The sequence below is a fragment of the Companilactobacillus sp. RD055328 genome, from assembly GCF_022835675.1.
In the GTDB taxonomy this organism is placed as follows: domain Bacteria; phylum Bacillota; class Bacilli; order Lactobacillales; family Lactobacillaceae; genus BQUT01.
Genome location: NZ_BQUT01000001.1, coordinates 48,428 through 71,366, shown reverse-complemented (window position 1 = coordinate 71,366; position 22,939 = coordinate 48,428). Strand labels below are relative to the sequence as shown.

Annotated in this window: 15 protein-coding genes and 1 CRISPR repeat array; of the genes, 13 read left to right on the top strand and 2 right to left on the bottom strand. The window is 32.0% G+C overall.

Annotated features, from left to right (window positions below; all coding sequences use genetic code 11):
• Nucleotides 1-121: 121 nt before the first annotated feature.
• The 5 genes from cas9 to ubiE all read left to right on the top strand — a co-directional run bounded on the left by cas9 (nucleotide 122) and on the right by ubiE (nucleotide 11,647).
• A complete protein-coding gene (cas9, locus tag RD055328_RS00310) occupies nucleotides 122-4,222 on the top strand; it encodes a type II CRISPR RNA-guided endonuclease Cas9 (protein ID WP_244086839.1) in 4,101 nt (1,366 codons plus the stop codon).
• Nucleotides 4,222-5,091 (top strand): type II CRISPR-associated endonuclease Cas1, encoded by an 870-nt coding sequence (gene cas1 / locus RD055328_RS00305; protein ID WP_244087142.1) that lies wholly within the window; start codon nucleotides 4,222-4,224, stop codon nucleotides 5,089-5,091. Before cas9 ends, cas1 begins: the two co-directional genes overlap by 1 nt.
• Nucleotides 5,088-5,429 carry a CRISPR-associated endonuclease Cas2 gene (gene cas2 / locus RD055328_RS00300; protein WP_244086838.1) on the top strand — a complete coding sequence of 114 codons (342 nt, stop codon included), beginning with the start codon at nucleotides 5,088-5,090 and terminating at the stop codon, nucleotides 5,427-5,429. The genes cas1 and cas2 overlap by 4 nt, the downstream gene beginning before the upstream one ends.
• The gene (gene csn2 / locus RD055328_RS00295; RefSeq protein WP_244086837.1) at nucleotides 5,416-6,072 is read left to right on the top strand and encodes a type II-A CRISPR-associated protein Csn2; all 657 of its coding nucleotides are present in this window, start codon (nucleotides 5,416-5,418) and stop codon (nucleotides 6,070-6,072) included. Before cas2 ends, csn2 begins: the two co-directional genes overlap by 14 nt.
• Before the next feature lie 69 nt (nucleotides 6,073-6,141).
• Nucleotides 6,142-10,269: direct repeats of the CRISPR family, unit length 36 nt; unit sequence GTTTTAGTACTATGTTGTTTTGAATACTTCCAAAAC.
• 664 nt (nucleotides 10,270-10,933) lie between these two features.
• A complete protein-coding gene (gene ubiE / locus RD055328_RS00290; protein ID WP_244086836.1) occupies nucleotides 10,934-11,647 on the top strand; it encodes a bifunctional demethylmenaquinone methyltransferase/2-methoxy-6-polyprenyl-1,4-benzoquinol methylase UbiE in 714 nt (237 codons plus the stop codon).
• Nucleotides 11,648-11,676: 29 nt separating this feature from the next.
• Here ubiE and RD055328_RS00285 read toward each other — a convergent pair whose 3' ends face one another.
• Nucleotides 11,677-12,765 carry a PfkB family carbohydrate kinase gene (locus RD055328_RS00285; protein WP_244086835.1) on the bottom strand — a complete coding sequence of 363 codons (1,089 nt, stop codon included), beginning with the start codon at nucleotides 12,763-12,765 and terminating at the stop codon, nucleotides 11,677-11,679.
• Nucleotides 12,766-12,940: 175 nt separating this feature from the next.
• On the opposite strand from RD055328_RS00285, the gene RD055328_RS00280 reads away from it, so the two are divergent.
• The 5 genes from RD055328_RS00280 to RD055328_RS00260 are packed head-to-tail and all read left to right on the top strand — an operon-like array spanning nucleotide 12,941 to nucleotide 17,588.
• Nucleotides 12,941-13,882, top strand: a complete 942-nt coding sequence (locus tag RD055328_RS00280; RefSeq protein WP_244086834.1) for a PfkB family carbohydrate kinase — start codon at nucleotides 12,941-12,943, stop codon at nucleotides 13,880-13,882.
• Between the two features lie 4 nt (nucleotides 13,883-13,886).
• A complete protein-coding gene (locus RD055328_RS00275; protein WP_244086833.1) occupies nucleotides 13,887-14,582 on the top strand; it encodes a phosphoribosylanthranilate isomerase in 696 nt (231 codons plus the stop codon).
• Between the two features lies 1 nt (nucleotide 14,583).
• Nucleotides 14,584-15,219, top strand: coding sequence for a YitT family protein (locus RD055328_RS00270; RefSeq protein ID WP_244086832.1), 636 nt, complete (start codon nucleotides 14,584-14,586; stop codon nucleotides 15,217-15,219).
• Nucleotides 15,220-15,231: 12 nt separating this feature from the next.
• Nucleotides 15,232-16,383: an iron-containing alcohol dehydrogenase gene (locus RD055328_RS00265; RefSeq protein ID WP_244086831.1), complete on the top strand. Its 1,152-nt coding sequence runs from the start codon at nucleotides 15,232-15,234 to the stop codon at nucleotides 16,381-16,383.
• Between the two features lie 11 nt (nucleotides 16,384-16,394).
• A complete protein-coding gene (locus RD055328_RS00260; RefSeq protein ID WP_244086830.1) occupies nucleotides 16,395-17,588 on the top strand; it encodes a NupC/NupG family nucleoside CNT transporter in 1,194 nt (397 codons plus the stop codon).
• 53 nt (nucleotides 17,589-17,641) lie between these two features.
• Here RD055328_RS00260 and dcm read toward each other — a convergent pair whose 3' ends face one another.
• Nucleotides 17,642-18,901 carry a DNA (cytosine-5-)-methyltransferase gene (gene dcm / locus RD055328_RS00255; protein ID WP_244087141.1) on the bottom strand — a complete coding sequence of 420 codons (1,260 nt, stop codon included), beginning with the start codon at nucleotides 18,899-18,901 and terminating at the stop codon, nucleotides 17,642-17,644.
• A 134-nt stretch (nucleotides 18,902-19,035) separates the two neighbouring features.
• Between dcm and RD055328_RS00250 the strand changes: the two genes are divergently transcribed.
• The 3 genes from RD055328_RS00250 (at nucleotide 19,036) to groL (ending at nucleotide 22,763) form a co-directional block, all read left to right on the top strand.
• Nucleotides 19,036-20,508, top strand: coding sequence for a MutH/Sau3AI family endonuclease (locus tag RD055328_RS00250; protein WP_244086829.1), 1,473 nt, complete (start codon nucleotides 19,036-19,038; stop codon nucleotides 20,506-20,508).
• A 144-nt stretch (nucleotides 20,509-20,652) separates the two neighbouring features.
• A complete protein-coding gene (gene groES, locus RD055328_RS00245; protein WP_244086828.1) occupies nucleotides 20,653-20,937 on the top strand; it encodes a co-chaperone GroES in 285 nt (94 codons plus the stop codon).
• Between the two features lie 197 nt (nucleotides 20,938-21,134).
• Complete coding sequence (gene groL, locus RD055328_RS00240) at nucleotides 21,135-22,763, top strand: chaperonin GroEL (RefSeq protein ID WP_244086827.1); 1,629 nt, start codon at nucleotides 21,135-21,137, stop codon at nucleotides 22,761-22,763.
• The last annotated feature ends 176 nt before the right edge of the window (nucleotides 22,764-22,939 follow it).

Here is a 22,939-nt window from a genome sequence, read left to right as displayed (position 1 = left end):
AAAGTAATAATACTACAAAAATATAAAATAGTAAAGATTGTATTTGTTTTACGAAGTTAAATTTAGCGTTTACATTTAACTTTATATTAGTTAGTCTAGGGTTACAAAAGGAGAATTATTTATGAATAAACATTATACAATTACACTTGATCAAGGTACTAATAGTATTGGTTATGGAGTTCTTTATAACGACTATTCGTTAGTCTCTAAGAAAATGTTAATACAAGGAAATACACCATTAAAAAAAGTAAAGAAGAATTTTTGGGGTGTACGCCTCTTTGATTCGGCAGAGACTGCTCAAGAGCGAAGAAAGAAACGAACCAATAGACGTAGACTTGAAAAAAGGAAATTTCGCCTGAATTTATTACAAAGATATTTGAGCGAAGATCTTAATACAATTGATCCTAACTTTTTAAGTCGATTAGGTGAAAGCTTTTTAGTTGTTGATGATAAAAGTAATGAGCGCCATCCTATATTTGGAAATTACCAAGAAGATCAACAATATCATAACGTTTATCCAACAATTTATCATTTAAGAAAAAAACTTGTAGATAGTAAAGAAAAAGCCGATATCAGATTGGTTTATTTAGCTTTAGCCCATATTATGAAATATCGTGGTAACTTTTTAATAGAAGGAGAGCTTAAAACAGCCGATACATCTATTAAAGAATTATTTATTAAGTTTGTTAGTGATTTTGATAATGCCTTCAACATTGAAGACGATGGAACAGTCGTGAATCCGATTAGTATCCAATTAACTGAAGAAAAATTAAATGAAATTGAAAATATCTCACAACAAATTAGCTCAAATCAACAAAAGTCAAAAGACATTATGTCTCTTTTTAAAGATGAAAAATCAACCGGAAATTTTGGTGAACTAATCAAAATGATTGTCGGTAATGAGGGTAATTTCAATACGAATTTTGATTCAACAGATTTACCTAAAATGAAGTTCTCAAAAGATGAATATGAAACTGACTTAGATACAACATTATCAATTATTGGTGATGATTATTTAGATGTTTTTGAATCTGCTAAGATGTTGCATGATACAATTGTACTAGCTTCTATTATTGACTTTAGTCAAGTAGGTAAGACAAAGGCTCTATTGTCACAATCAATGATTAAAAGATATGAAGAACATCAAGCTGACTTAAAAGAGCTAAAAAGAGTACTAAAGAGCAATGTAGATCCAAAGACTTATAAGGAGATTTTTAGAGACAAAAAACTCCATGGATATGCAGGATATATTGATGGGAATTTCAAGAACAAAGAAGCCGAATTTTATAAGTATATTAAAAAAGTACTAAAAAATATTGAAACTAATGGTGAAGATCAAAAAAACATTGAAAACTTCTTAGGAAAAATTGAAGCAGAGAATTTTTTGAGGAAACAAAGAACCTATGATAATGGAGTTATACCACATCAAATTCATAGTGAAGAATTAAACCAAATTTTACACAATCAAGCGGCTTATTATCCAACGATAAAAAATCATTTAGATGAAATCGAAAAAGTTTTTAATTTTCGTGTGAAATATTATATTGGGCCTCTTGCTAAAAATGATACACAAAGTGAATTTTCATGGATAGTGAGAAACAAAGGAGAAGAAAACACTGCCATAACTCCATTCAATATTGAAGAAGTTGTTAACACCCAAGAGACCGCAACTAAGTTCATTGAGAGAATGACAAATAATGATTTGTATTTACCAAAGGAAAAAGTCTTACCAAAAAACAGTTTGCTATATCAAAAATATCTTATTTTTAATGAATTAACTAAAGTAACTTATGAAGGTGAAAACTCTCAAGTACAAAGAGTTAACTCAGAAGAAAAGAAGGCTATTTTTGAGCATCTTTTCAAAACCAACAAAAAAATCAGCAAGAAAAAATTGATTGAGTTTTACAAAAATTATTATTCAATGGAAATTTCTAATGTTGCAGGTATTGAAGATAACTTCAATGCTAGTTTCAGTACATATATTGACTTAGCAAAAATTGAAGAAATGAAAGAACTATTAGATGATGCAGAACAATCTATGCTTGTTGAAAAAATTGTCAAGATTTTGACTATTTTTGAAGACCGTAAAATGATAGTTCAACAGCTTGAACAATTACCCATTAATTTAAATAAAGAAACAATTAAAAAACTAGCTATGAAAAAATATAATGGCTGGGGTAGAGTTTCGGAGAAATTAATTAATGGAATTAGAGATAAAAATACTGGAAAAACAATATTAGATTACTTAGTTGATGATGATTGTGACGGAAACAATATTAATCGTAATCTGATGCAACTGATTAATGATGACAAATTATCATTCAAAGAAATTATTAAAGAGTCGCAAGAAGACAACATTAATCAAAGTGATGAAGAGATTGTATCTGAATTACCAGGAAGTCCTGCAATCAAAAAAGGAATTCTTCAAAGTCTGAAGATTGTCGATGAAATCGTGGGAATAATGGGTTACAACCCTACAAACATTGTGATTGAAATGGCTCGCGAAAATCAGACAACACAACAAGGTAAAAATAAAGCAGAAACACGTGCTTCAAAATTAAAGAAAGCTATTAAAGACTTAGGTAGTAATATTCTTAAAGAAAATCCAATTGAAGATTCAAAATTGGAATCTGATCGATTATTTCTTTATTATTTACAAGATGGTAAGGACATCTACACTGGTGAACCTCTAAATTGCAACCAGTTATCTGATTACGATATAGATCACATTATTCCATATAGTTTTAATCAGGATAATTCACTGGATAATCGTGTGTTAACAACATCTAAAATGAATCGAAAAAAAGGCAAGAATGTCCCTAGTCAAGAAGTTGTAACAAAGATGCGTGCTTATTGGCTTCAACTTCAAAAACATGGATTAATCAGTGGGTATAAACTCAAAAACTTAACGTTAATTGAAAAAGGTGGTCTAACTGATGCCGTAAAAGCTGGATTCATGAACCGTCAATTAGTAGAAACTAGACAAATAACGAAACATGTCGCTAAAATTTTGGATGAAAGATTCAACACTGAAGAAGAAAGAACAACTGATGTTATTACGTTGAAATCTGCATTTGCTAATCAATTAAGACGTGGAATTGGCTTGTACAAGGTAAGAGAAAGCAATGACTATCACCATGCTCACGATGCTTATCTTAATGGTGCAATTGCTTTAATGTTACTTAAAGTATTTCCTAATCTAAAATCCCAACTGGTTTATGGAGATTATTCTAAAAAGAGTTACTATCAACTAAATCGTGATGTCATAAAGGATAACACGCGAACTGACAAGGCTACTGCAGAAAAAGAAAAATGGGACAGTATCATGGGCTTCTTGTTGAATAGAGATAAGAAAATTGATTATGAAACTGGTGAAGTTATTTGGAATAGGGAACAAGAATTCGATAAAATTCGTAAAGTTCTAGATAACAAACAGATGAATATCACTAAAAAAGTCGAAATTCAAAAAGGTGCATTTGCTAATGAAACAGTCTATCCAAGAAGCAATTCTAATAATCTAATACCAAGAAAAAACAACTTAGATACAGCCAAGTATGGTGGATATAATTCACCTTTAATTGCTTATTCAGTAGTAGTTAAACATGTAGTGAAAAACAAGATCAAGAAGTCATTGATTGGTATTTCTGTTCCAAATGTTGAAAGATTTGAAAGTGATAAATCTAAATTCATAAGTGATTTAGGTTATAACGATTTTGAGATTGTAACTACTTTACCTAAGTTCAAATTGTACGAATCAAAAGAAGGATATAGAAGACTGGTATCTAGTGATAATGAGGCACAAAAAGGTAATCAAATGTATCTTGAACCTTCACTAAATAACTTGCTTTATCATGCAAAACTATATGATGAAATTGATCACAAAGAAAGTTATGACTATGTAAATAAACATAAAAAAGATTTTGATAAATTATTTGATCGTGTAGTTTCATTTGCTAAAGAATATACTAAGGCAGATAAGAATGTAGAAAAAATCGTTGAAGCATATGAGCAACAAGATTTTTCTGATATGAAAGACGTTTGTGATTCGTTTGTTCAACTAATGAAGTTCAATGCTTATGGAGCCCCTGCAGAATTTAAGTTCTTTGGTAAAAAGATTGAACGAAAAAGGTATAAAGGATGGAAGTCAGATCTTGACGGCATTACGTTCATTGATCAATCCATAACTGGACTTCATGAAACAAGAACAAGGGTTGATGATTAATTATGGGATGGCGTGTAGTGATTATAAATACGCACTCGAAATTATCGTATCAAAATAATCATTTAATCTTTCGAGATGCTTATACTACTGAAAGAATTCATCTTTCAGAAATTGATATGGTTATTTTGGAGACTACAGATATTGCTATAACGACTATGTTAATTAAAAGATTGATTGATGAAAAAATTGTCGTTATTTTTTGTGATGATAAACGATTACCAACGGCAAAACTAATGCCTTATTATTCTAGGCATGATAGTTCTCTTCAATTAGGAAAACAAGTTAATTGGGAAGGGAATAAAAAGCTAGCTGTTTGGTTAAATATTATTCATCAAAAGATTCTTAATCAAGCAACACATCTTCTTATTCAGGACAAAAAAGATAAATTTGATAGATTAATTGAACTTAATGAAACCTTGTCTGAATGGGATGAACATAATATTGAAGCCCATGCTGCAAGAATCTATTTTAATAGTTTATTTGGTAATGATTTTAGTCGACAAGATAATAATGATATTAATGCCGGACTAGATTATGGATATACATTATTAATGAGTATGTTTGCTCGTGAAATTGTAGCTTCCGGCTGTATGACCCAATTTGGATTGAAACATAGTAATCAATACAATGAATTTAATCTAGCTAGTGATTTTATGGAACCCTTTAGACCATTGATTGATGCAATTGTTTATGAAAATAGTGATACAGATTTTAAAAACGTTAAACTTTCGTTGTTACAAATTTTTGATACTCAATATAAATATAATGGCAAGGACATGTTTTTGAACAATATTATAAGTGACTACACCAAGAATATGGTGAGTGTGCTTAATAATGAAACTCAGAGCATTCCTGAGTTTTTGATATGAGTTATCGATTTATGAGAATGATAGTAATGTTTGATATGCCAATTGACACAGTCTCAGAGCAACGTGCTTATCGAAAATTTCGAAAGTTCCTAATCAACGAAGGTTTTATTATGCATCAATATTCGATATACAGTAAAATATTGCTTAATGGTACAGCTAAAAATACAATGGTGAATAGATTACAAGATAATAATCCTAAATCCGGGAATATCACAATTTTAACGGTAACTGAAAAACAATTTTCACGAATGATTTATCTGAATGGAAAAATAAATGATTCTCCTGGAAATACTGACTCGAGAATTGTATTTTTAGGAGATAATAATGATAAATCTTAAATTTTGGCAAATAGATACTGAAATTCCGATACACTCGGCCACTTTTTTGACAATAAAAGACACTAAAACATTCACTAATTTTTTGACATATGTATATAGATATGACGATAGTGATGAAGTTGTCTTCTATGATGAGAAAATGAATACCATTAGAAATTCGGAATTCTTAATAGTTACAGACGTGTTGGGATATAGTGTTAACACGTCCAATACTCTAAAAACAATATACAATGATATTGAAGAACAATTTAACTTAGATCTTGAATCTAAGTCAGAAATTGAACGATACTCATCACAAATTACTGATATTATTAGTGGGAAGCTGTTGGATCATGAGCTGAATTTAATTTATGATGAAATTACAATATCTGAACTTTTAAGTGTTCTAGGAGTAAAAATTGACGAAAAAAATGATACTTTTTATGACAAAATAATTAGTATTATTAAATCATTTCAATATTTATCGAAGAAAAAAATTCTTATTTTTACAAATTTGTGTAGTTTCTTAACAAAAGAAGAATTGGAATCAGTAATAGAGTATATTTCGCTAAGTAATATTGATGTGCTCTTCCTTGAGCGTTCGACAAATCAATGCCATAATGGTTATATATTAGATAATGATTTCCAATTGAAACATGAATAATTAATCTTGGAAGTATCAAAACTGAAGATTTACTAGATTAAATAGTATGACGATAAATCTCTGTCCGAGGTTTTAGTACTATGTTGTTTTGAATACTTCCAAAACGCCAATTCCTGATTGTATGCACTTACTAAGGTTTTAGTACTATGTTGTTTTGAATACTTCCAAAACTCGGCAATACTGAAATAGTTATCTAGATTGGTTTTAGTACTATGTTGTTTTGAATACTTCCAAAACAGAAACTGATATTACTGTTACGACAGAAGAGTTTTAGTACTATGTTGTTTTGAATACTTCCAAAACCTACGAAGTTTTAGACGGTGAATATCAAGGGTTTTAGTACTATGTTGTTTTGAATACTTCCAAAACCTATGCAACTACTTACTAGAATAGCTCGAGGTTTTAGTACTATGTTGTTTTGAATACTTCCAAAACTACTTCTTTGATTGTTCTTTTTGGCATGTCGTTTTAGTACTATGTTGTTTTGAATACTTCCAAAACTAAGACTTTTGATTATCGAGACGGAGGTTTGTTTTAGTACTATGTTGTTTTGAATACTTCCAAAACTAGGTATAGCTGCCGCCGGCTTAGGAGTGAGTTTTAGTACTATGTTGTTTTGAATACTTCCAAAACGCTTCTTTTAATGATTGAAGCAACTCTGAAGTTTTAGTACTATGTTGTTTTGAATACTTCCAAAACTGAATATTTCCTTTTTGGGTAGCTTATGTCGTTTTAGTACTATGTTGTTTTGAATACTTCCAAAACCTGTTTCATACTCGAATGGTTACACATGGTGTTTTAGTACTATGTTGTTTTGAATACTTCCAAAACGTATTTTATATTTAATTCGTCGTTAACGCTGTTTTAGTACTATGTTGTTTTGAATACTTCCAAAACATGTAAAATAGAGGTGCATACCAGTCCTGAGTTTTAGTACTATGTTGTTTTGAATACTTCCAAAACAATAGAAATGAACACCTCTATCCGTCCATAGTTTTAGTACTATGTTGTTTTGAATACTTCCAAAACAACACCCCATTCTGCCCAACCAGCATTTTCGTTTTAGTACTATGTTGTTTTGAATACTTCCAAAACAAAAGTGAAAAAAAGATTGTTCGATCTACGGTTTTAGTACTATGTTGTTTTGAATACTTCCAAAACACTTTATTTTTATATAGCTTTTCAGCATATGTTTTAGTACTATGTTGTTTTGAATACTTCCAAAACCAAAGAAGGAACGTTATTTAAGACTGCTGAGTTTTAGTACTATGTTGTTTTGAATACTTCCAAAACAAATGACAATAAGCAACTTAGAAGCTCTAGGTTTTAGTACTATGTTGTTTTGAATACTTCCAAAACAGCTCGTAAAACTAATCCTGACTATCATGAGTTTTAGTACTATGTTGTTTTGAATACTTCCAAAACGACCCTGATATTATTTATAATAAAATCAAGGTTTTAGTACTATGTTGTTTTGAATACTTCCAAAACTAACATTATCTAAATCATTAGCAGTCCAATGTTTTAGTACTATGTTGTTTTGAATACTTCCAAAACAAACGATTATGCTGATATGTACGAATGGTTGTTTTAGTACTATGTTGTTTTGAATACTTCCAAAACTCTATTCTGGAGAATATTTAGCAAGTAGCAGTTTTAGTACTATGTTGTTTTGAATACTTCCAAAACAAAAAACCGTGAAACAATTTACATAAAAATGTTTTAGTACTATGTTGTTTTGAATACTTCCAAAACAACAGATTTAGTCAATGGAAGTGCGGCTTCGTTTTAGTACTATGTTGTTTTGAATACTTCCAAAACTTATCCAATATCTAAACCAACTAGATTCAAGTTTTAGTACTATGTTGTTTTGAATACTTCCAAAACACTTCAAACATAGTTGTAACGCTAAAAGTCGTTTTAGTACTATGTTGTTTTGAATACTTCCAAAACGCATTAGAAACTTGGTCTAGTAAGAATTCAGTTTTAGTACTATGTTGTTTTGAATACTTCCAAAACCGTATCAAATGACGCATACCGTATGATATTGTTTTAGTACTATGTTGTTTTGAATACTTCCAAAACTTTAGTTCTGACGCAATAACTCAAAACAATGTTTTAGTACTATGTTGTTTTGAATACTTCCAAAACTTGGCTTTAAGCTTTTCAATGAAATATGTTGTTTTAGTACTATGTTGTTTTGAATACTTCCAAAACATGGCTATGCTAAGAAATTGGCTCGTGGTAGTTTTAGTACTATGTTGTTTTGAATACTTCCAAAACTCTTATAAGTTTATCCATATTAACACCGCCGTTTTAGTACTATGTTGTTTTGAATACTTCCAAAACTGTATCAAAATCGTCAAGTGTCATTCTTGCGTTTTAGTACTATGTTGTTTTGAATACTTCCAAAACTAATGTAATTACTGCAGTATGTCCAAAATGGTTTTAGTACTATGTTGTTTTGAATACTTCCAAAACAATATTTCTATCCTTAGATTTCAATTCGTTGTTTTAGTACTATGTTGTTTTGAATACTTCCAAAACTTACGTTGAAAATAAATTCTATGTATTCAAGTTTTAGTACTATGTTGTTTTGAATACTTCCAAAACCACTTAGAAATCGAGTTGGTTTAATGGCTTGTTTTAGTACTATGTTGTTTTGAATACTTCCAAAACAGAACAATATCCGCTATGGGCAGATATGAAGTTTTAGTACTATGTTGTTTTGAATACTTCCAAAACTCCGAATATGCAACTTTAGAATTATATTCTGTTTTAGTACTATGTTGTTTTGAATACTTCCAAAACGATTAAAAAATTTGAAAAGTGTACTGTATTGTTTTAGTACTATGTTGTTTTGAATACTTCCAAAACGTTGCACAAGTTAAATCGGTTGTTGCTGAAGTTTTAGTACTATGTTGTTTTGAATACTTCCAAAACTATAAAATATTTTTTAATCGCTAATTGTTAGTTTTAGTACTATGTTGTTTTGAATACTTCCAAAACATCACCGCTAAAATCGGTATTGTTCTACGTGTTTTAGTACTATGTTGTTTTGAATACTTCCAAAACTTCAAGACGTTCCCATTTTTGAATATCATCGTTTTAGTACTATGTTGTTTTGAATACTTCCAAAACCAAAGATTTTAGGAGGTAGAGGTAGATGGTGTTTTAGTACTATGTTGTTTTGAATACTTCCAAAACAGCCCATGAACCCAACACTTTTAGTAATATGTTTTAGTACTATGTTGTTTTGAATACTTCCAAAACCAACAATTAAATTTGATTACTCAAGCTTAGGTTTTAGTACTATGTTGTTTTGAATACTTCCAAAACGCGTTGAGCATTTCATCTGTCAGTAAATCAGTTTTAGTACTATGTTGTTTTGAATACTTCCAAAACTAATCCTGTTCTTGAAGGACTAATGCCAGAGTTTTAGTACTATGTTGTTTTGAATACTTCCAAAACTTATGGGTTACTGGAGAAGGTGCGGTATACGTTTTAGTACTATGTTGTTTTGAATACTTCCAAAACAATTAAAGCTAATGAAAAGTATCAATTAGAGTTTTAGTACTATGTTGTTTTGAATACTTCCAAAACTTTGCTTTTTGAAATTCTGTCAGCAGGGGCGTTTTAGTACTATGTTGTTTTGAATACTTCCAAAACATCTAAAGTTTTACATATTCAAAGTGTAATGTTTTAGTACTATGTTGTTTTGAATACTTCCAAAACAATGACAAGTTAGAACAAGCTGAAATGCTTGTTTTAGTACTATGTTGTTTTGAATACTTCCAAAACCATAAGTGTTCTGAACATAACTGCAACATCGTTTTAGTACTATGTTGTTTTGAATACTTCCAAAACAAATCCAGGCTTAGTAGCGACAAGTGTCATGTTTTAGTACTGTGTTGTTTTGAATACTTCCAAAACTGAGACTTGGTAATCAGCATCCTACTCAATGTTTTAGTACTATGTTGTTTTGAATACTTCCAAAACAATTGCAATTCCTATAGCGCCAGCAATTCCGTTTTAGTACTATGTTGTTTTGAATACTTCCAAAACTTTATTTGAATTTGTATTCGGCGGATTTCTGTTTTAGTACTATGTTGTTTTGAATACTTCCAAAACACGGGACACCAAAAGCATAAAGGTAATGAAGTTTTAGTACTATGTTGTTTTGAATACTTCCAAAATAAATCGATTGGAGTATTTAATGAAAATTATTGGATTTTTGATGACAATAAATTAATTGATATATCTAAATACAAATAAAAAAGGTTATTCACACCTCCACCTAGCAAAAGCATCACGGGCGAAGGACGAATAACCTTCTTATAAGTTAAGGATATTATATACATCGAAAAAAAGCAATTAACTTTGACTTTAGTATGCCATTAAACTGTAGGTATCAAATAGATAGATTAAAAGGGACTTGTAATTTTAATGCTTAAATAAAAAGAGATTCTCATTCATCCTTCCACAGGCCGAAGCCAACATGCGGAAGGTGATGAGAATCTCCTAAAAGAAATGTAATTTATATTTTAAAAAAAGCAAATAGATTGAATTATTTTTAATAGTAATTCTAATTTATTTCTTTTTGTGAATAGCAATATCTCTTGAAAATTTATTCAAACAGATCACGTTTGTAGTCTTTAATCCGTTGAGATTAAAAATAGTTATCTGGTTGTAGATTTAATAAAGGTAGTTTATTATTCATCAATAAGGAGTCCTTCCATTCTGGCCATAACGATTTTTATTGGGTCGGGAATGAATTGGATTCTTTTTTAGCTATCTTTTAATAAATATTTCATGGATAATACAGGGTGAGATGTATATCAATTTCAGACAGGATGTAATTATGTCAAAGACAAATGACGTTTCAGAAGCCAAAGTACAAGAGATTTTTAATCATATCGCGGGTGACTACGATAAGGTTAATTCATTAATTAGCATGGGAACACACAGAAAATGGCGCGCACAAGCTACTAAAGAGATTAACCCTAATATAGATAGCATTCTTGATTTGTGCTGTGGTACAGGAGATTGGACTTTAGAAATTCTGAAGCAAGTTTCGACAAACACTAAAGTAACAGCTTTAGATTTTAGTGAGGGTATGCTTGATATTGCCAAACAAAAGTTACAAAAGAATAATTACCAAGATCGAGTAGATTTTATTCAAGGTGATGCCATGAAGTTACCTTTTGAAGATAATACATTTGATGCAGTTACAATTGGTTTTGGATTGCGAAATGTACCAGATGTAAATACGGTTTTGTCTGAAATTTATCGTGTGACTAAACCAGGTGGAGTGTTGATTAGCTTAGATGCGTTTAAAGTCGAAACTCCAATCATTAAAACTGGATGGAAGTTTTACTTTGGCAAAATCATGCCATTGATAGGACGAGTATTTAATCATAATGCTAAAGATGAATATGAGTATTTAAACTCATCAGTAAATCATTTTGTTTCGATTTTAGAATTAAAGAAAATGTTTGAAGCAACTGGATTCAAAGAAGTTCGAATTAAAAAATATATTTTCGGTTCTGCCGCTATGCATGTTGGAAAGAAGTAAAAAGACTTGAGATTACTCTCAAGTCTTTTTTATTTGAATAGTTCATTTGCTCTATTTTTGACAACTTCAAGTGATAGTTGTTTAGCTACAGGTTTTTCTGCTTCAGAACTGATCACGGCGGCGGTATATGAAAGTTTTAATACTTCCTTCCAAGTGAGACCTTGTGATAATCCCCATACTATAGCTGCCGTCAAAACGGCATTTGAACCATTCGAATTTGATACATCAACTGATGGATTTTTTATATGATATTCTTGCTTCTTACTATAGAAGCAAAGTCCTTCTTTAATATCAAAGACGATTAGATTTTTAACTCCCATCTTCAATAACAACTTAGCTGATTGTTTGATGTTTAAGTATGTAAAGTCATTATCAACAATTAATTGGACAAGTTCTTTTTTTGTGGTGACCAAAGTATCAATATTAGGCATGCTGTTAAGTATTCGATGGTTCTTATTTAATGAAACAGTCTTAACAATAATCGGCACTGTAACGTTGTATGACAAATAATTTATTGAATCTTCAGATATATTGGTATCAATAATGCAGTATTTAGACTGATTAATTTGATTAATATATTTCTCTAGAAATGCAGGCGATAGTTCATCATATATTTTCATATCATCGACGGCTACAAAACGCTCTCCATCGGTATTGATGACGTATAAGAATGATGATGTTCGTTGACCATTAATGCGTTCACAACATTCAATATTCATATTGTTTTCATGGCTGTTATTCACGAACTTATCACCGTTAATATCATCACCATATACAGAAATGAAATTATTAGGAACTGAAAATTTCGTTAATGCGAGCGCCATATTTCTTCCGGCACCACCAATTGTTTGAATAATATCTCCAGGGTTTGAATTATAGGTGATTAAATTTTCACTCGATATTCCTAAAGTATCAATATTAATACCGCCAATAACTGAAGCCACTTTTTCGTTGGTTAATAGATAGCCTCGTCCTTTGATGAGGCCTTTTTTTGTAAGGTTATGGATATGAGTTGCAACTCCCGATCTTGTAATTCCCAGTTTTTGGGATAATTCATTCTGGGATATTAAGGGGTCAAGTTTGATTAGTTTTAGTATTTCATCTTCTCTAGTTGTCATAAATTACCTCATTTAGTTAAAGTGAACCAATGTTTAATTTTTGTGATTATTTTCACTAATTATAACGTAAATAATGACATTTTACCAACAAGTGTTTAGAAAATAAACGTTTGTTTGATAATAATGTAAGTGCATTCTAAAATTGGTTTTGTTAATACTTGTAAGGAGGAGAATCATGGATAACGATTATGTAGTAATAGTTGGTGGCCTTAATTTGGATTTAGCTGGTCTATGTGGAAATATCTATCGTGAAAGAGATTCTAACATTGGCGACATCAAGATTAATGTCGGTGGTGTTGGTCAAAATATCGCACAAAACTTAACAAAATTAGAAGTGCCTTCATATTTAGTTACAGTTTACGGTGATGACTACTTTGGCGATATTTTGAAAACGGAATGTCAAAACGAGAATATCAATTTAGATTATGCTGAACAGATTAAAGGCGGAGTTAGTTCAACATACTTATATGTTACTAATGAAAAAGGCGATATGGTTACAGCAATCAATGATATGAAGATTGTTGAACAAATAACACCAGAGTTCTTGAGTAAGCGAATTGATTTCATTAATAACGCTTCAATTTGCGTAATTGATGGGAATATTTCTCAAGAATCAATTGAATGGTTAGCTCAGAACTGTACAGCACCTATCTTCGCTGATCCAGTTTCAATAGCCAAAGTTGGTAAGTTTAGAAACGTTTTGGACAAACTAGATACTTTCAAACCTAATGAATTAGAAGCTGGATTGTTAACGGGTATTGAAGTTGTAGATGAAGATAGTGCCATACAAGCTGCACAAGCTTTAAATGATTGTGGTGTGAAGAATGTATTCATCTCAATGGGAGCAGAAGGAATATTATGTTCTCGTGATGGTGAAGTAGATATTGTTCCTACAATTGCTGAAAAAATTATAAGCGCTAATGGTGCGGGGGATTGTAGTATTGCAACAATTACATGGGCATCTTTTTATTATAAGAATGCATTAGCATTGAAAGAAGTCGGGCAGTTGACTCAAGCAGCTGCAAGCATAACGTTAGAATCAGAAAAAGCTGTTTCTCCTGATTTAAGTATTAGAAATGTTATAACAAGAGCAAAAAAATTCATGGAAGTGGTGTAAATAAATGATAAAAAAACAAATATATTCAATCGTAAATTATAACGAAGCGGTAGCTTCAATGGATGCGGGAGCAGATCATATTGGTTTAGTACCAATGCAAAGTGGTGGGGTTCCAGCACATAGAGTACCATTTGACGTAGTTGATAGAATTGCTGCCGAAACAAAACGACGTGGTGTTAAGTTTGTAGCTATTATGCTTAACAAAGACGTTGATGAAATGATCTTCATTACTAAGAGAGTTAAGCCTGATATTCTACACGTTGCCGGAATGGATTATACAGCTGATAAGGAATTCGCTGATAGATTACATAAAGAATGTCCTGGTGTTGAATTAATGCAAGCTGTTCTAGTAGATGGTCCAGATGCTGTTGATCGTGCTAAGAAATATGCAGAATATGTTGACTACATTTTAACTGACTCAGGATTAGCTGCTGATACAGGAATCGGTGCAAGTGGAGAAACACATGATTGGAACATTGATGCTGAAATCGTGAAGGCAATTGATATTCCAGTTATTATGGCAGGTGGCTTAGGACCTGATAATGTTGCTCAATGTATTAAAGAAGTTAAGCCTTATGGTGTTGATACACTTACTAAGACTAGCTACAAATATAGTGATGGCGTAATGGAAAAAGATATACCTAAGGTAATCGAATTCTGTAAAAATGCTGATGAAGCAGATAGAGAATTGAATAAGTAATATGAAACAGGTTAGTAAAAAAATATCTGTTAAATCAATAGTGGTTTCGATGATAGGTATTTTCACAGTGTGTGTGGGATTAGCATTTAACAACAATACTCTGTTAGGAAATGATCCGGTTGGGATTATCTATGACGGAATTAGAGCGTTCTTTGGCCTTAGTCGAATACAATTAGGATTTGTTTCTAATTTTGTAAATATAGTGTTAATGATATTTTTGTATTTCTTTGGTCGTAAATATTTAAATATCGGAACATTTCTATATCTGATTCCTTATGGAACGTTCATTTCAATTGGTAGTAATTTATACCCACATATTTTTACTAATAACGATTTAAGTACTAGATTGATTGCGGGATTAATAGGATGTAGCTTGTACTACATTGGTATAAGTCTGTTTGTGGCTAGTGATATCGGTGTGGATCCGTTTAATGGATTCATGTTAACTATCCGTGATCACACAGGCTGGAGTGTAAGAAGATCAAAAATAACAATGGATGTTGTTTTGACTATTGCAGGTTATTTATTAGGTGGAACATTTGGATTGATAACAATTGTCACAGCCTTAACCACCGGCCCAGCCATTCAATTTTTAAGTGTTAATTTCAAAAAGATAATATATGCGCATGAGAGATAGAGGTAGACGAAATTGGATTATAAATTAGAACAAAATGTAAAAGTTGTTGTTTCTTATGAGTTATCAAAAAGTATTTTAGAAATAATCTCAGAAAAAGAATTTAAGAAACCAATGATTGTAATTGACAAGTTCTTATTAGAAACATCAGAAATCAAGAAATTATTGTCTGAGTTAAAAGACAATAAAATTGATTCAGTCATTTATGACGAGATTGTTCCAGATCCACCAACTGAAGTGGTGGACAAAGGTGCCAAGGTATTTAATGAGTCAGGATGTGACTGTATTATTGGTATCGGGGGCGGAAGTTCAATAGATTCAGCTCGTGGAATTAATATTGTTAGAACTTATGGTGGCAAGATTAGTGAATACGCTACTGGCAAAGATATACCTGAACGAGTTGAAGGATTAATTGCTGTCCCTACAACTTCAGGAACAGGTAGTGAACTATCAAATGCACTAATCGTTACCGACAGTGAAACAAAAGAAAAATTAGCAGTTTTATCAAATAACGCCGTAAGTGAATTTGCAATTCTAGATCCTAAGTTAGTTGCAACATTACCTACAAACATGACAATTGCTACAGGATTAGATACATTCGCTCATGCAGCTGAAGGATATACATCACTATTGTCATCACCAATAACAGATGCAATCTGTGAAAAAATCATGTACTTGGTTGTTAAATACTTACCTAAGGCTGTTAAGAATGGTGCTGATTTAGAAGCTCGTCAAGAAATGATGATAGCTGCGGCATTAGGTGGATGGATCTTAAATAATGCAGGTACGCATGTTGGACATTCACAAGCTCATGTAATAGGTGCTAAATACAAGATGCCACACGGAATGGCCTGTGCGTACGCATTACCAGGGACTTTACAATATACATCAGTAATTAAGATGAAAAAGATTCGTGAAATTGGTTATATTTTAGGAGCTAGTTTCCCAGAAGATGCTACTGATTTAGAAATTGGTGAAATCACAGCAGCCAAATTCAAAGAATTCAGAGATACAAAATTAGGATTACCCGCATTTTCTACATTTAATATTGATGAAGAAGAAATGCTAAGTAATGTTGATCGTTTAATGAAAGAAAGATTTGTTGGTAATTCACCAATGGAAATTGATGAAGATTTATCTAAAACGTTATTGAAGATGTTTGGATAGGGAGATGAATTATGAGTATAGTTAGAGGTCTTATAGGTTTAAGTTTCATCTTTGTACTAGGATTCTTAGTAAGTTCGAATCGTAAAAAAATACGATTTAAACAAATGGGAGTTATGTTAGGACTACAGCTGATTATTTCGTTCTTATGTCTACATACAAGTGGCGGAGAATCGATGTTAGCCGGCATATCTAATTTTTTTAGTTGGTTAATGTCACAAGCTGAAGGTGGAGTTAATTTTGTCTTCGGGGGAATTGCAATAACAAAGGGAAGTTCGGTATTCTTCTTTAATGTTCTAATGCCAATTGTATTTATTTCTGCACTTGTGGGAATCTTGAATTATATTAAAGTCTTGCCATTCATTATTAAGTGGATTGGAATTATTATTAATAAAATTACAGGAATGGGAGAACTTGAAAGTTACTTCTCAGTATCTACAGCAGTATTAGGACAACCAGAAGTATTCTTAACAATCAAAGAACAAATACCACGCCTATCACCAAGACAACTATATACAATATGTGCATCATCAATGTCAGCCGTAAGTGCTGCAATGTTAGCATCATATATGTCAATGGTAGATGGTAAGTTCGTAGTGGTAGCAGTATTTCTAAATATTTTTTCAGCACTTATTATATCTTGTGTTGTTAATCCATATGATCCTAAAGAAGAGGGATTTGAAACAAAAGAAGATGGCGTTGTTCAAAAAGAACGCGAACCATTCTTCCAAATGCTAGGAGAATATATCTTAGACGGATTCCATTTAGCAATCACAGTAGCAGCTATGTTAATTGGGTTTGTTGCTTTGGTAACATTCTTGAATAATGTATTCATGTACTTCTTCGGATTCAGTTTCACACATGTACTAGGATATGTATTCTCACCAATAGCATACTTGATCGGTGTTCCAGGGCAAGATATCGTGGAAATCGGTGGAGTAATGGCTACTAAATTAATTACTAATGAATTCGTTGCAATGGGTGAATTAGCTAAGATTGCTCAATCGTTGACACCTAAGGGATTGGCAATGATTTCTACTTATCTAATTAGTTTTGCAAACTTTGGTACATTAGGAATTATTTCAGGCTCAATCAAAGCTATTGATGCAAAACAAGGTAAGATTGTGGCTAAGTATTCATTGAAACTATTGTTGGGTGCTACAATGGCATCACTATTAACAGCAACAATGGTTGGATTCTTCTTTTAAGAGATAGGGTAATAAAAAACACTTTCAATTAATTTAATTGAAAGTGTTTTTTATTAAATTATTTTTTCTAATTCAAGGCCTATTCGCTTAATAACACCTGTAACTAATGCGTTACCCATAAAGAACATTCGCATTCTATCAGAAACTTGAGCATTTGTTCCGTCAGAAAGTTTTTTAACTTTAGTCCAATTATCATCAAAGTCTTGTAAACGTTCGGCTTCGATGGGAGTGATTAATCTATATTTATTATTTTGTTTTATAAAATGAGTCGACCTGTTAATAGTTCCTTCTGATGTTAACATTGTTCTGCTAGGTAATTCTAAATCTTCAAAAGCAGACATACTACCTTCTGAGTAGGTATATTTATGTCCATCAATACTTGTACGTTCAATTTTTTTTGCTCCTCGAAGATACTCAAATTTTTTTAATTTGTTTTCATCAGTTATATAGAAACTTTCGGGAACTTCATTTTCTGACTGAAGAGTATTCTTAAGAGGAATAGGTTCTTCATCGCCTGTAGGTTTTGTATCGATTGTAAAGTATCTACCATGTCTCATGATTCCAGTATTCCATACAACACCACTAAAATTATCAGAGATATTTACAATATCGTCTGATAATTCGTAGTATGCTTTTCTATTCTTGTTGGGTGATTTTATAATAGGAAATTGACGAGCAAATAAACCTTTACTAAAGATATAATCATCATAAGAATCTTTGCTTTCAACATCTATTTCAAACATTTCATCGGATTGTTTGGCAAAAGGTGTGTCATTTCTGTATACAAAAAAATACACACGTCGTCTTCGCTGTCTAAAACCATATTCAGCGGCATTTATAACACGCCACTCGACAGAATAATCTAGTTCATTAAATGCGGCCAACATAATAGCGAAGTCTCTACCTCGTTGAGAAGATGGCGATTTTAATAGTCGATCAACATTTTCTAAGATAAGATATTTTGGCTTAATGTTTTGAACAGCTCTGATAATTTCCCAAAAAAGGACACCTTTTTTTCCTTCTATACCCATTTCATGCTTTTTACTTCTGGCAACTGAATAATCCTGGCATGGAAAGCCTCCAACTATTATATCGGCATCCATACTCTTGAATTTTTTGTCAGAAATTTCGGCTATATTTTTATTTATATTTTCTGAATCAGGATAATGATAATTATATACTTCGAAAGCATCCTGACTTTTTTTACCAGGTTCCCATTGGTTTGACCAACAAGTTTTATACAAGTTTGAATTTGCATGTTCTAAACCAACACGAAATCCACCAACTCCGGCAAATAATTCTAATATTTTCATTTCTTTTGGCATAATAATACGAACACCCTTTCGTTATTTATTTAGTATACATTAAATTACGAAAAAGATCAAGATCTTTATCTAATGGTATAATTAAAACTGCTAAGAAATTCCTAGCCGTAGTAGGAGGTATTATGGACATTAACCATAAATTTACAAAAAAAGAGTTAACTGATATTTTTAATAAAGTAATCAATAAGACGTTAGGTGAAGTAGATGTAAATCATGTTTTTGATAAAACAATTGTAAATCCAAAAGTAACGGGAATTGCTGGTGATGTGGTTGAACAATCTATTATAGGATATCCGGCTGACTCAAAACAAAGGCCAGATTTGATTGTTGATGATAAAGAAGTAGAGTTAAAAACGACAGGATTAAAAAAATCGAAGAAAAAATTTGGTGCTTTGGAAGCTAAAGAACCGATGTCTATAACCGCTGTTTCACCTGATAAAATTAGTAACCAAAAATTTGAATCTTCAGATTTTTGGCATAAGTTAGAAAGACTTCTTCTTGTGTACTATTTGTATGATTCTGATACAACAGTTAAGGCTTCTGATTATGCAAGATTTCCAATAATGGGCTATGAATTTCATGAATTTAGTAATGATGAAAAAGAAATTTTAAAGAATGACTGGTTGATTGTTAGAAATTATATAAAAGAATTACAAGAGAACTACGATAATCCAAAAGATTACTATCCTACAATTTCTTCTAAATTAAGACCTGATTTGATGTTGATTGATACAGCACCAAAATGGCCTAATCCTCCAAGATTTAGATTGAAAAGGACTACTGTCTCTACCATTGTAGAAAATTATTTTACTAACAAAGAATTAGAAAAATTAGATAAAAACTTTGGTACTTTTAATAAGTTAGATGAGAGATTACATGAATTTACTGAAAAATACTCAGGAAAAACTATTGAATCACTAATAAAAGCTTTAAATATACAGGTTAATTTAAATAAAAAAGGTGATGTTTCAAAATCTGTTACAGAACAAATCGTCACAAGAATGTTTGGAGCCGAATCCAAAAAAATTAGTAAAATTGATATTTTTAACAAAATAGGACTAGTCGCAAAAACGATTACACAGACAAAATCAGGAATGAGAACTGAAGATACAAAATTATTTCCAGTAGATTTTGAAGAATGGTTGGATAAAGATAATTCTTTTGAAGAGTCGAGTGCCTTTAGTGATTTTAGTGAACGTCAATTCTTGTTTGTGATTTTTGAAGAACAAAATTCTAATGAAAAATTGTTATGCAATAAATTCGTTGGATTTAAAAGAGTTACATTCAGTGACGAATTCATATTTGAAGAAGTTTTACCTGTTTGGAATTATGTTAGAGATACTATTTTTAATGATAAACTTATTGAAACTGTTGATTTAGATAGCAATGGCAATCAACGTATAAATTCAAATGGGACAATCAAAACTTCTGTGAATTTACCAAAATCTGCAGATTATAAAATATTCTTTAGAGGAACGGGGCAAAACTCAAGTGATAAGCCTGTTTATATCAATGGTATACATATGTATAGGCAATATGTATGGATTCGTGGCACTGAAATTCTAAAAATGTTATCCTCTCAAAAGTACATATAGAATAGCAATTAAATTTGCTGTTCTTTTTTCATTCAAAATACTTGCACTTCACTATCACAATGTTACAATTACTTTTGTAATTAGCACAAAGAACATTAGAGTGCTAACTCAATAATTATTAATTAAATTTTGGAGGTACAGATTGTGTTAAAACCATTAGGTGATCGAGTTATTCTTACAGTTGACTCAGATGAAGAAGAAACAGTTGGCGGAATTGTTCTTGCCAGCAATGCTAAAGAAAAACCACAAACAGGTACAGTTGTAGCTGTTGGTGATGGTCAAGTTTCACAAGACGGAAACAAACTTCCTATGACAGTTTCAGAAGGTGATGTTGTAATGTTCGACAAATATGCCGGAACTGAAGTTAAAGATGGCGACAATAAATACTTGGTAATGCATGAAAAAGATATAATTGCGATAGTTAAATAGAGAGTAATTGGTAACGGGAGAACTTGAGCACTAAGGAAATGGTGGATTAACTCCTTTAGGAGTTGGTTCATTATGACTTAGGCGAAAAGTTCTGTTACTAAGAACTCGTTTCAAAAAATAAAGAGCGAGAACATAGGCGGAATTTATTGCTTATGTGAACGCGTTTAAAATATTTAAATAGGAGAGTGTAATTTAAAATGGTTAAAGAAATAAGATTTTCTGAAGATGCCAGAGCAAAGATGCTTAAAGGTGTTGATAAATTAGCTGATACAGTTAAGACAACTATGGGTCCTAAAGGACGTAATGTTGTCTTAGAACAATCATTTGGTAGCCCAGAAATCACTAATGATGGTGTGACAATTGCTAAAGCAATTGAACTAGAAGATCATTTTGAAAATATGGGAGCAAAGCTTGTATCAGAAGTTGCTTCAAAGACTAATGATGTTGCTGGTGATGGTACAACTACTGCAACAGTTTTAGCTCAAGCAATCATCCGTGAAGGTATGAAGAACGTTACTGCTGGTGCCAACCCAGTTGGAATCAGAACTGGGATCGAAAAAGCTACAGAAGCAGCGGTTGCTGAACTTCACAAGATTTCACATAACGTTTCTAATAAAGATGAAATTGCGCAAGTTGCTTCAGTTTCATCAGCTAACCAAGAAGTTGGTAAGTTGATTGCTGACGCTATGGAACGTGTTGGTAACGATGGTGTTATCACAATTGAAGAATCAAAAGGTATCGATACAAGTCTTGATGTTGTTGAAGGTATGCAATTCGACCGTGGTTACTTGTCACAATACATGGTAACTGACAACGACAAGATGGAAGCTGACCTTGAGAATCCTTACTTGTTAGTAACTGACAAGAAGATTTCTAACATTCAAGATATCTTGCCAATGCTTCAAGAAATCGTTCAACAAGGTAAGTCACTATTAATAATTGCTGATGATGTTGATGGTGAAGCTCTTCCTACACTTGTCTTGAACAAGATTCGTGGAACTTTCAATGTAGTTGCTGTTAAGGCACCTGGATTTGGTGACCGTCGTAAAGCTCAACTAGAAGATATTGCTATGTTGACTGGTGCTACTGTGATTACTAGTGACCTTGGTCTTGAACTTAAAGATGTTAAATTAGAACAACTTGGTCAAGCTGGTCGTATTACTGTAACTAAAGACAACACAACAATTGTTGAAGGTAATGGCGACAAGAAAGCTATTGCTGACCGCGTTGACATGATTAAAAAACAAATCAACGAAACAACTTCAGATTTCGACAAAGAAAAACTTCAAGAACGTTTGGCAAAACTTGCCGGTGGAGTTGCAGTTATCAAAGTCGGTGCTGCTACTGAAACTGAACTAAAAGAACGTAAATACCGCATTGAAGATGCTTTGAATGCTACACGTGCTGCAGTTGAAGAAGGATATGTTGCCGGTGGTGGTACAGCCTTGATGAACGTAATCAGTGCTGTTAGTGACCTAGAAGATGAAGGCGACGTTCAAACAGGTATTAACATTGTGTTACGTGCTTTAGAAGAACCAGTACGCCAAATTGCAATGAATGCTGGATTAGAAGGTTCAGTAATTGCAGAACACATGAAGAACGAAGAAAACGAAATGGGATATAATGCCGCAACTGGAAAATGGGAAAACATGATCAAAGCCGGAATTATAGATCCAACTAAAGTTACACGCTCAGCACTACAAAATGCTGCCAGTGTAGCTGCACTATTGTTAACAACAGAAGCAGTAGTTGCTGACAAACCAGAAGAAAACAAAGCCCCAGCAATGCCAGCAGATCCAACAGGCGGCATGGGCGGAATGATGTAAAAACAAGAGCGCGACAAAAGACGTTAAAACATCGAGCACTAAAGAAAAAGAAGAGTAACTTCGTGAGAAGTTGCTCTTCTTTTTGCTTAGGCGGAAATGTTTGTCTTTTGGAGCGCGTTTATAAACCCAGGCACTTTTTAAAATTCTTAAATACTGATACAATAATACTATTATAA

What these genes read in the sequence shown, in the direction of transcription:
- cas2 (WP_244086838.1), top strand. Translation starts at nt 5,088, where the DNA reads ATGAGTTATCGATTTATGAGAATGATAGTAATGTTTGATATGCCAATT.
- RD055328_RS00250 (WP_244086829.1), top strand. Translation starts at nt 19,036, where the DNA reads ATGGACATTAACCATAAATTTACAAAAAAAGAGTTAACTGATATTTTT.
- RD055328_RS00275 (WP_244086833.1), top strand. Translation starts at nt 13,887, where the DNA reads ATGATAAAAAAACAAATATATTCAATCGTAAATTATAACGAAGCGGTA.
- ubiE (WP_244086836.1), top strand. Translation starts at nt 10,934, where the DNA reads ATGTCAAAGACAAATGACGTTTCAGAAGCCAAAGTACAAGAGATTTTT.
- csn2 (WP_244086837.1), top strand. Translation starts at nt 5,416, where the DNA reads ATGATAAATCTTAAATTTTGGCAAATAGATACTGAAATTCCGATACAC.
- RD055328_RS00280 (WP_244086834.1), top strand. Translation starts at nt 12,941, where the DNA reads ATGGATAACGATTATGTAGTAATAGTTGGTGGCCTTAATTTGGATTTA.
- RD055328_RS00285 (WP_244086835.1), bottom strand. Translation starts at nt 12,765, where the DNA reads ATGACAACTAGAGAAGATGAAATACTAAAACTAATCAAACTTGACCCC.
- RD055328_RS00260 (WP_244086830.1), top strand. Translation starts at nt 16,395, where the DNA reads ATGAGTATAGTTAGAGGTCTTATAGGTTTAAGTTTCATCTTTGTACTA.
- cas9 (WP_244086839.1), top strand. Translation starts at nt 122, where the DNA reads ATGAATAAACATTATACAATTACACTTGATCAAGGTACTAATAGTATT.
- dcm (WP_244087141.1), bottom strand. Translation starts at nt 18,901, where the DNA reads ATGAAAATATTAGAATTATTTGCCGGAGTTGGTGGATTTCGTGTTGGT.
- RD055328_RS00270 (WP_244086832.1), top strand. Translation starts at nt 14,584, where the DNA reads ATGAAACAGGTTAGTAAAAAAATATCTGTTAAATCAATAGTGGTTTCG.
- groL (WP_244086827.1), top strand. Translation starts at nt 21,135, where the DNA reads ATGGTTAAAGAAATAAGATTTTCTGAAGATGCCAGAGCAAAGATGCTT.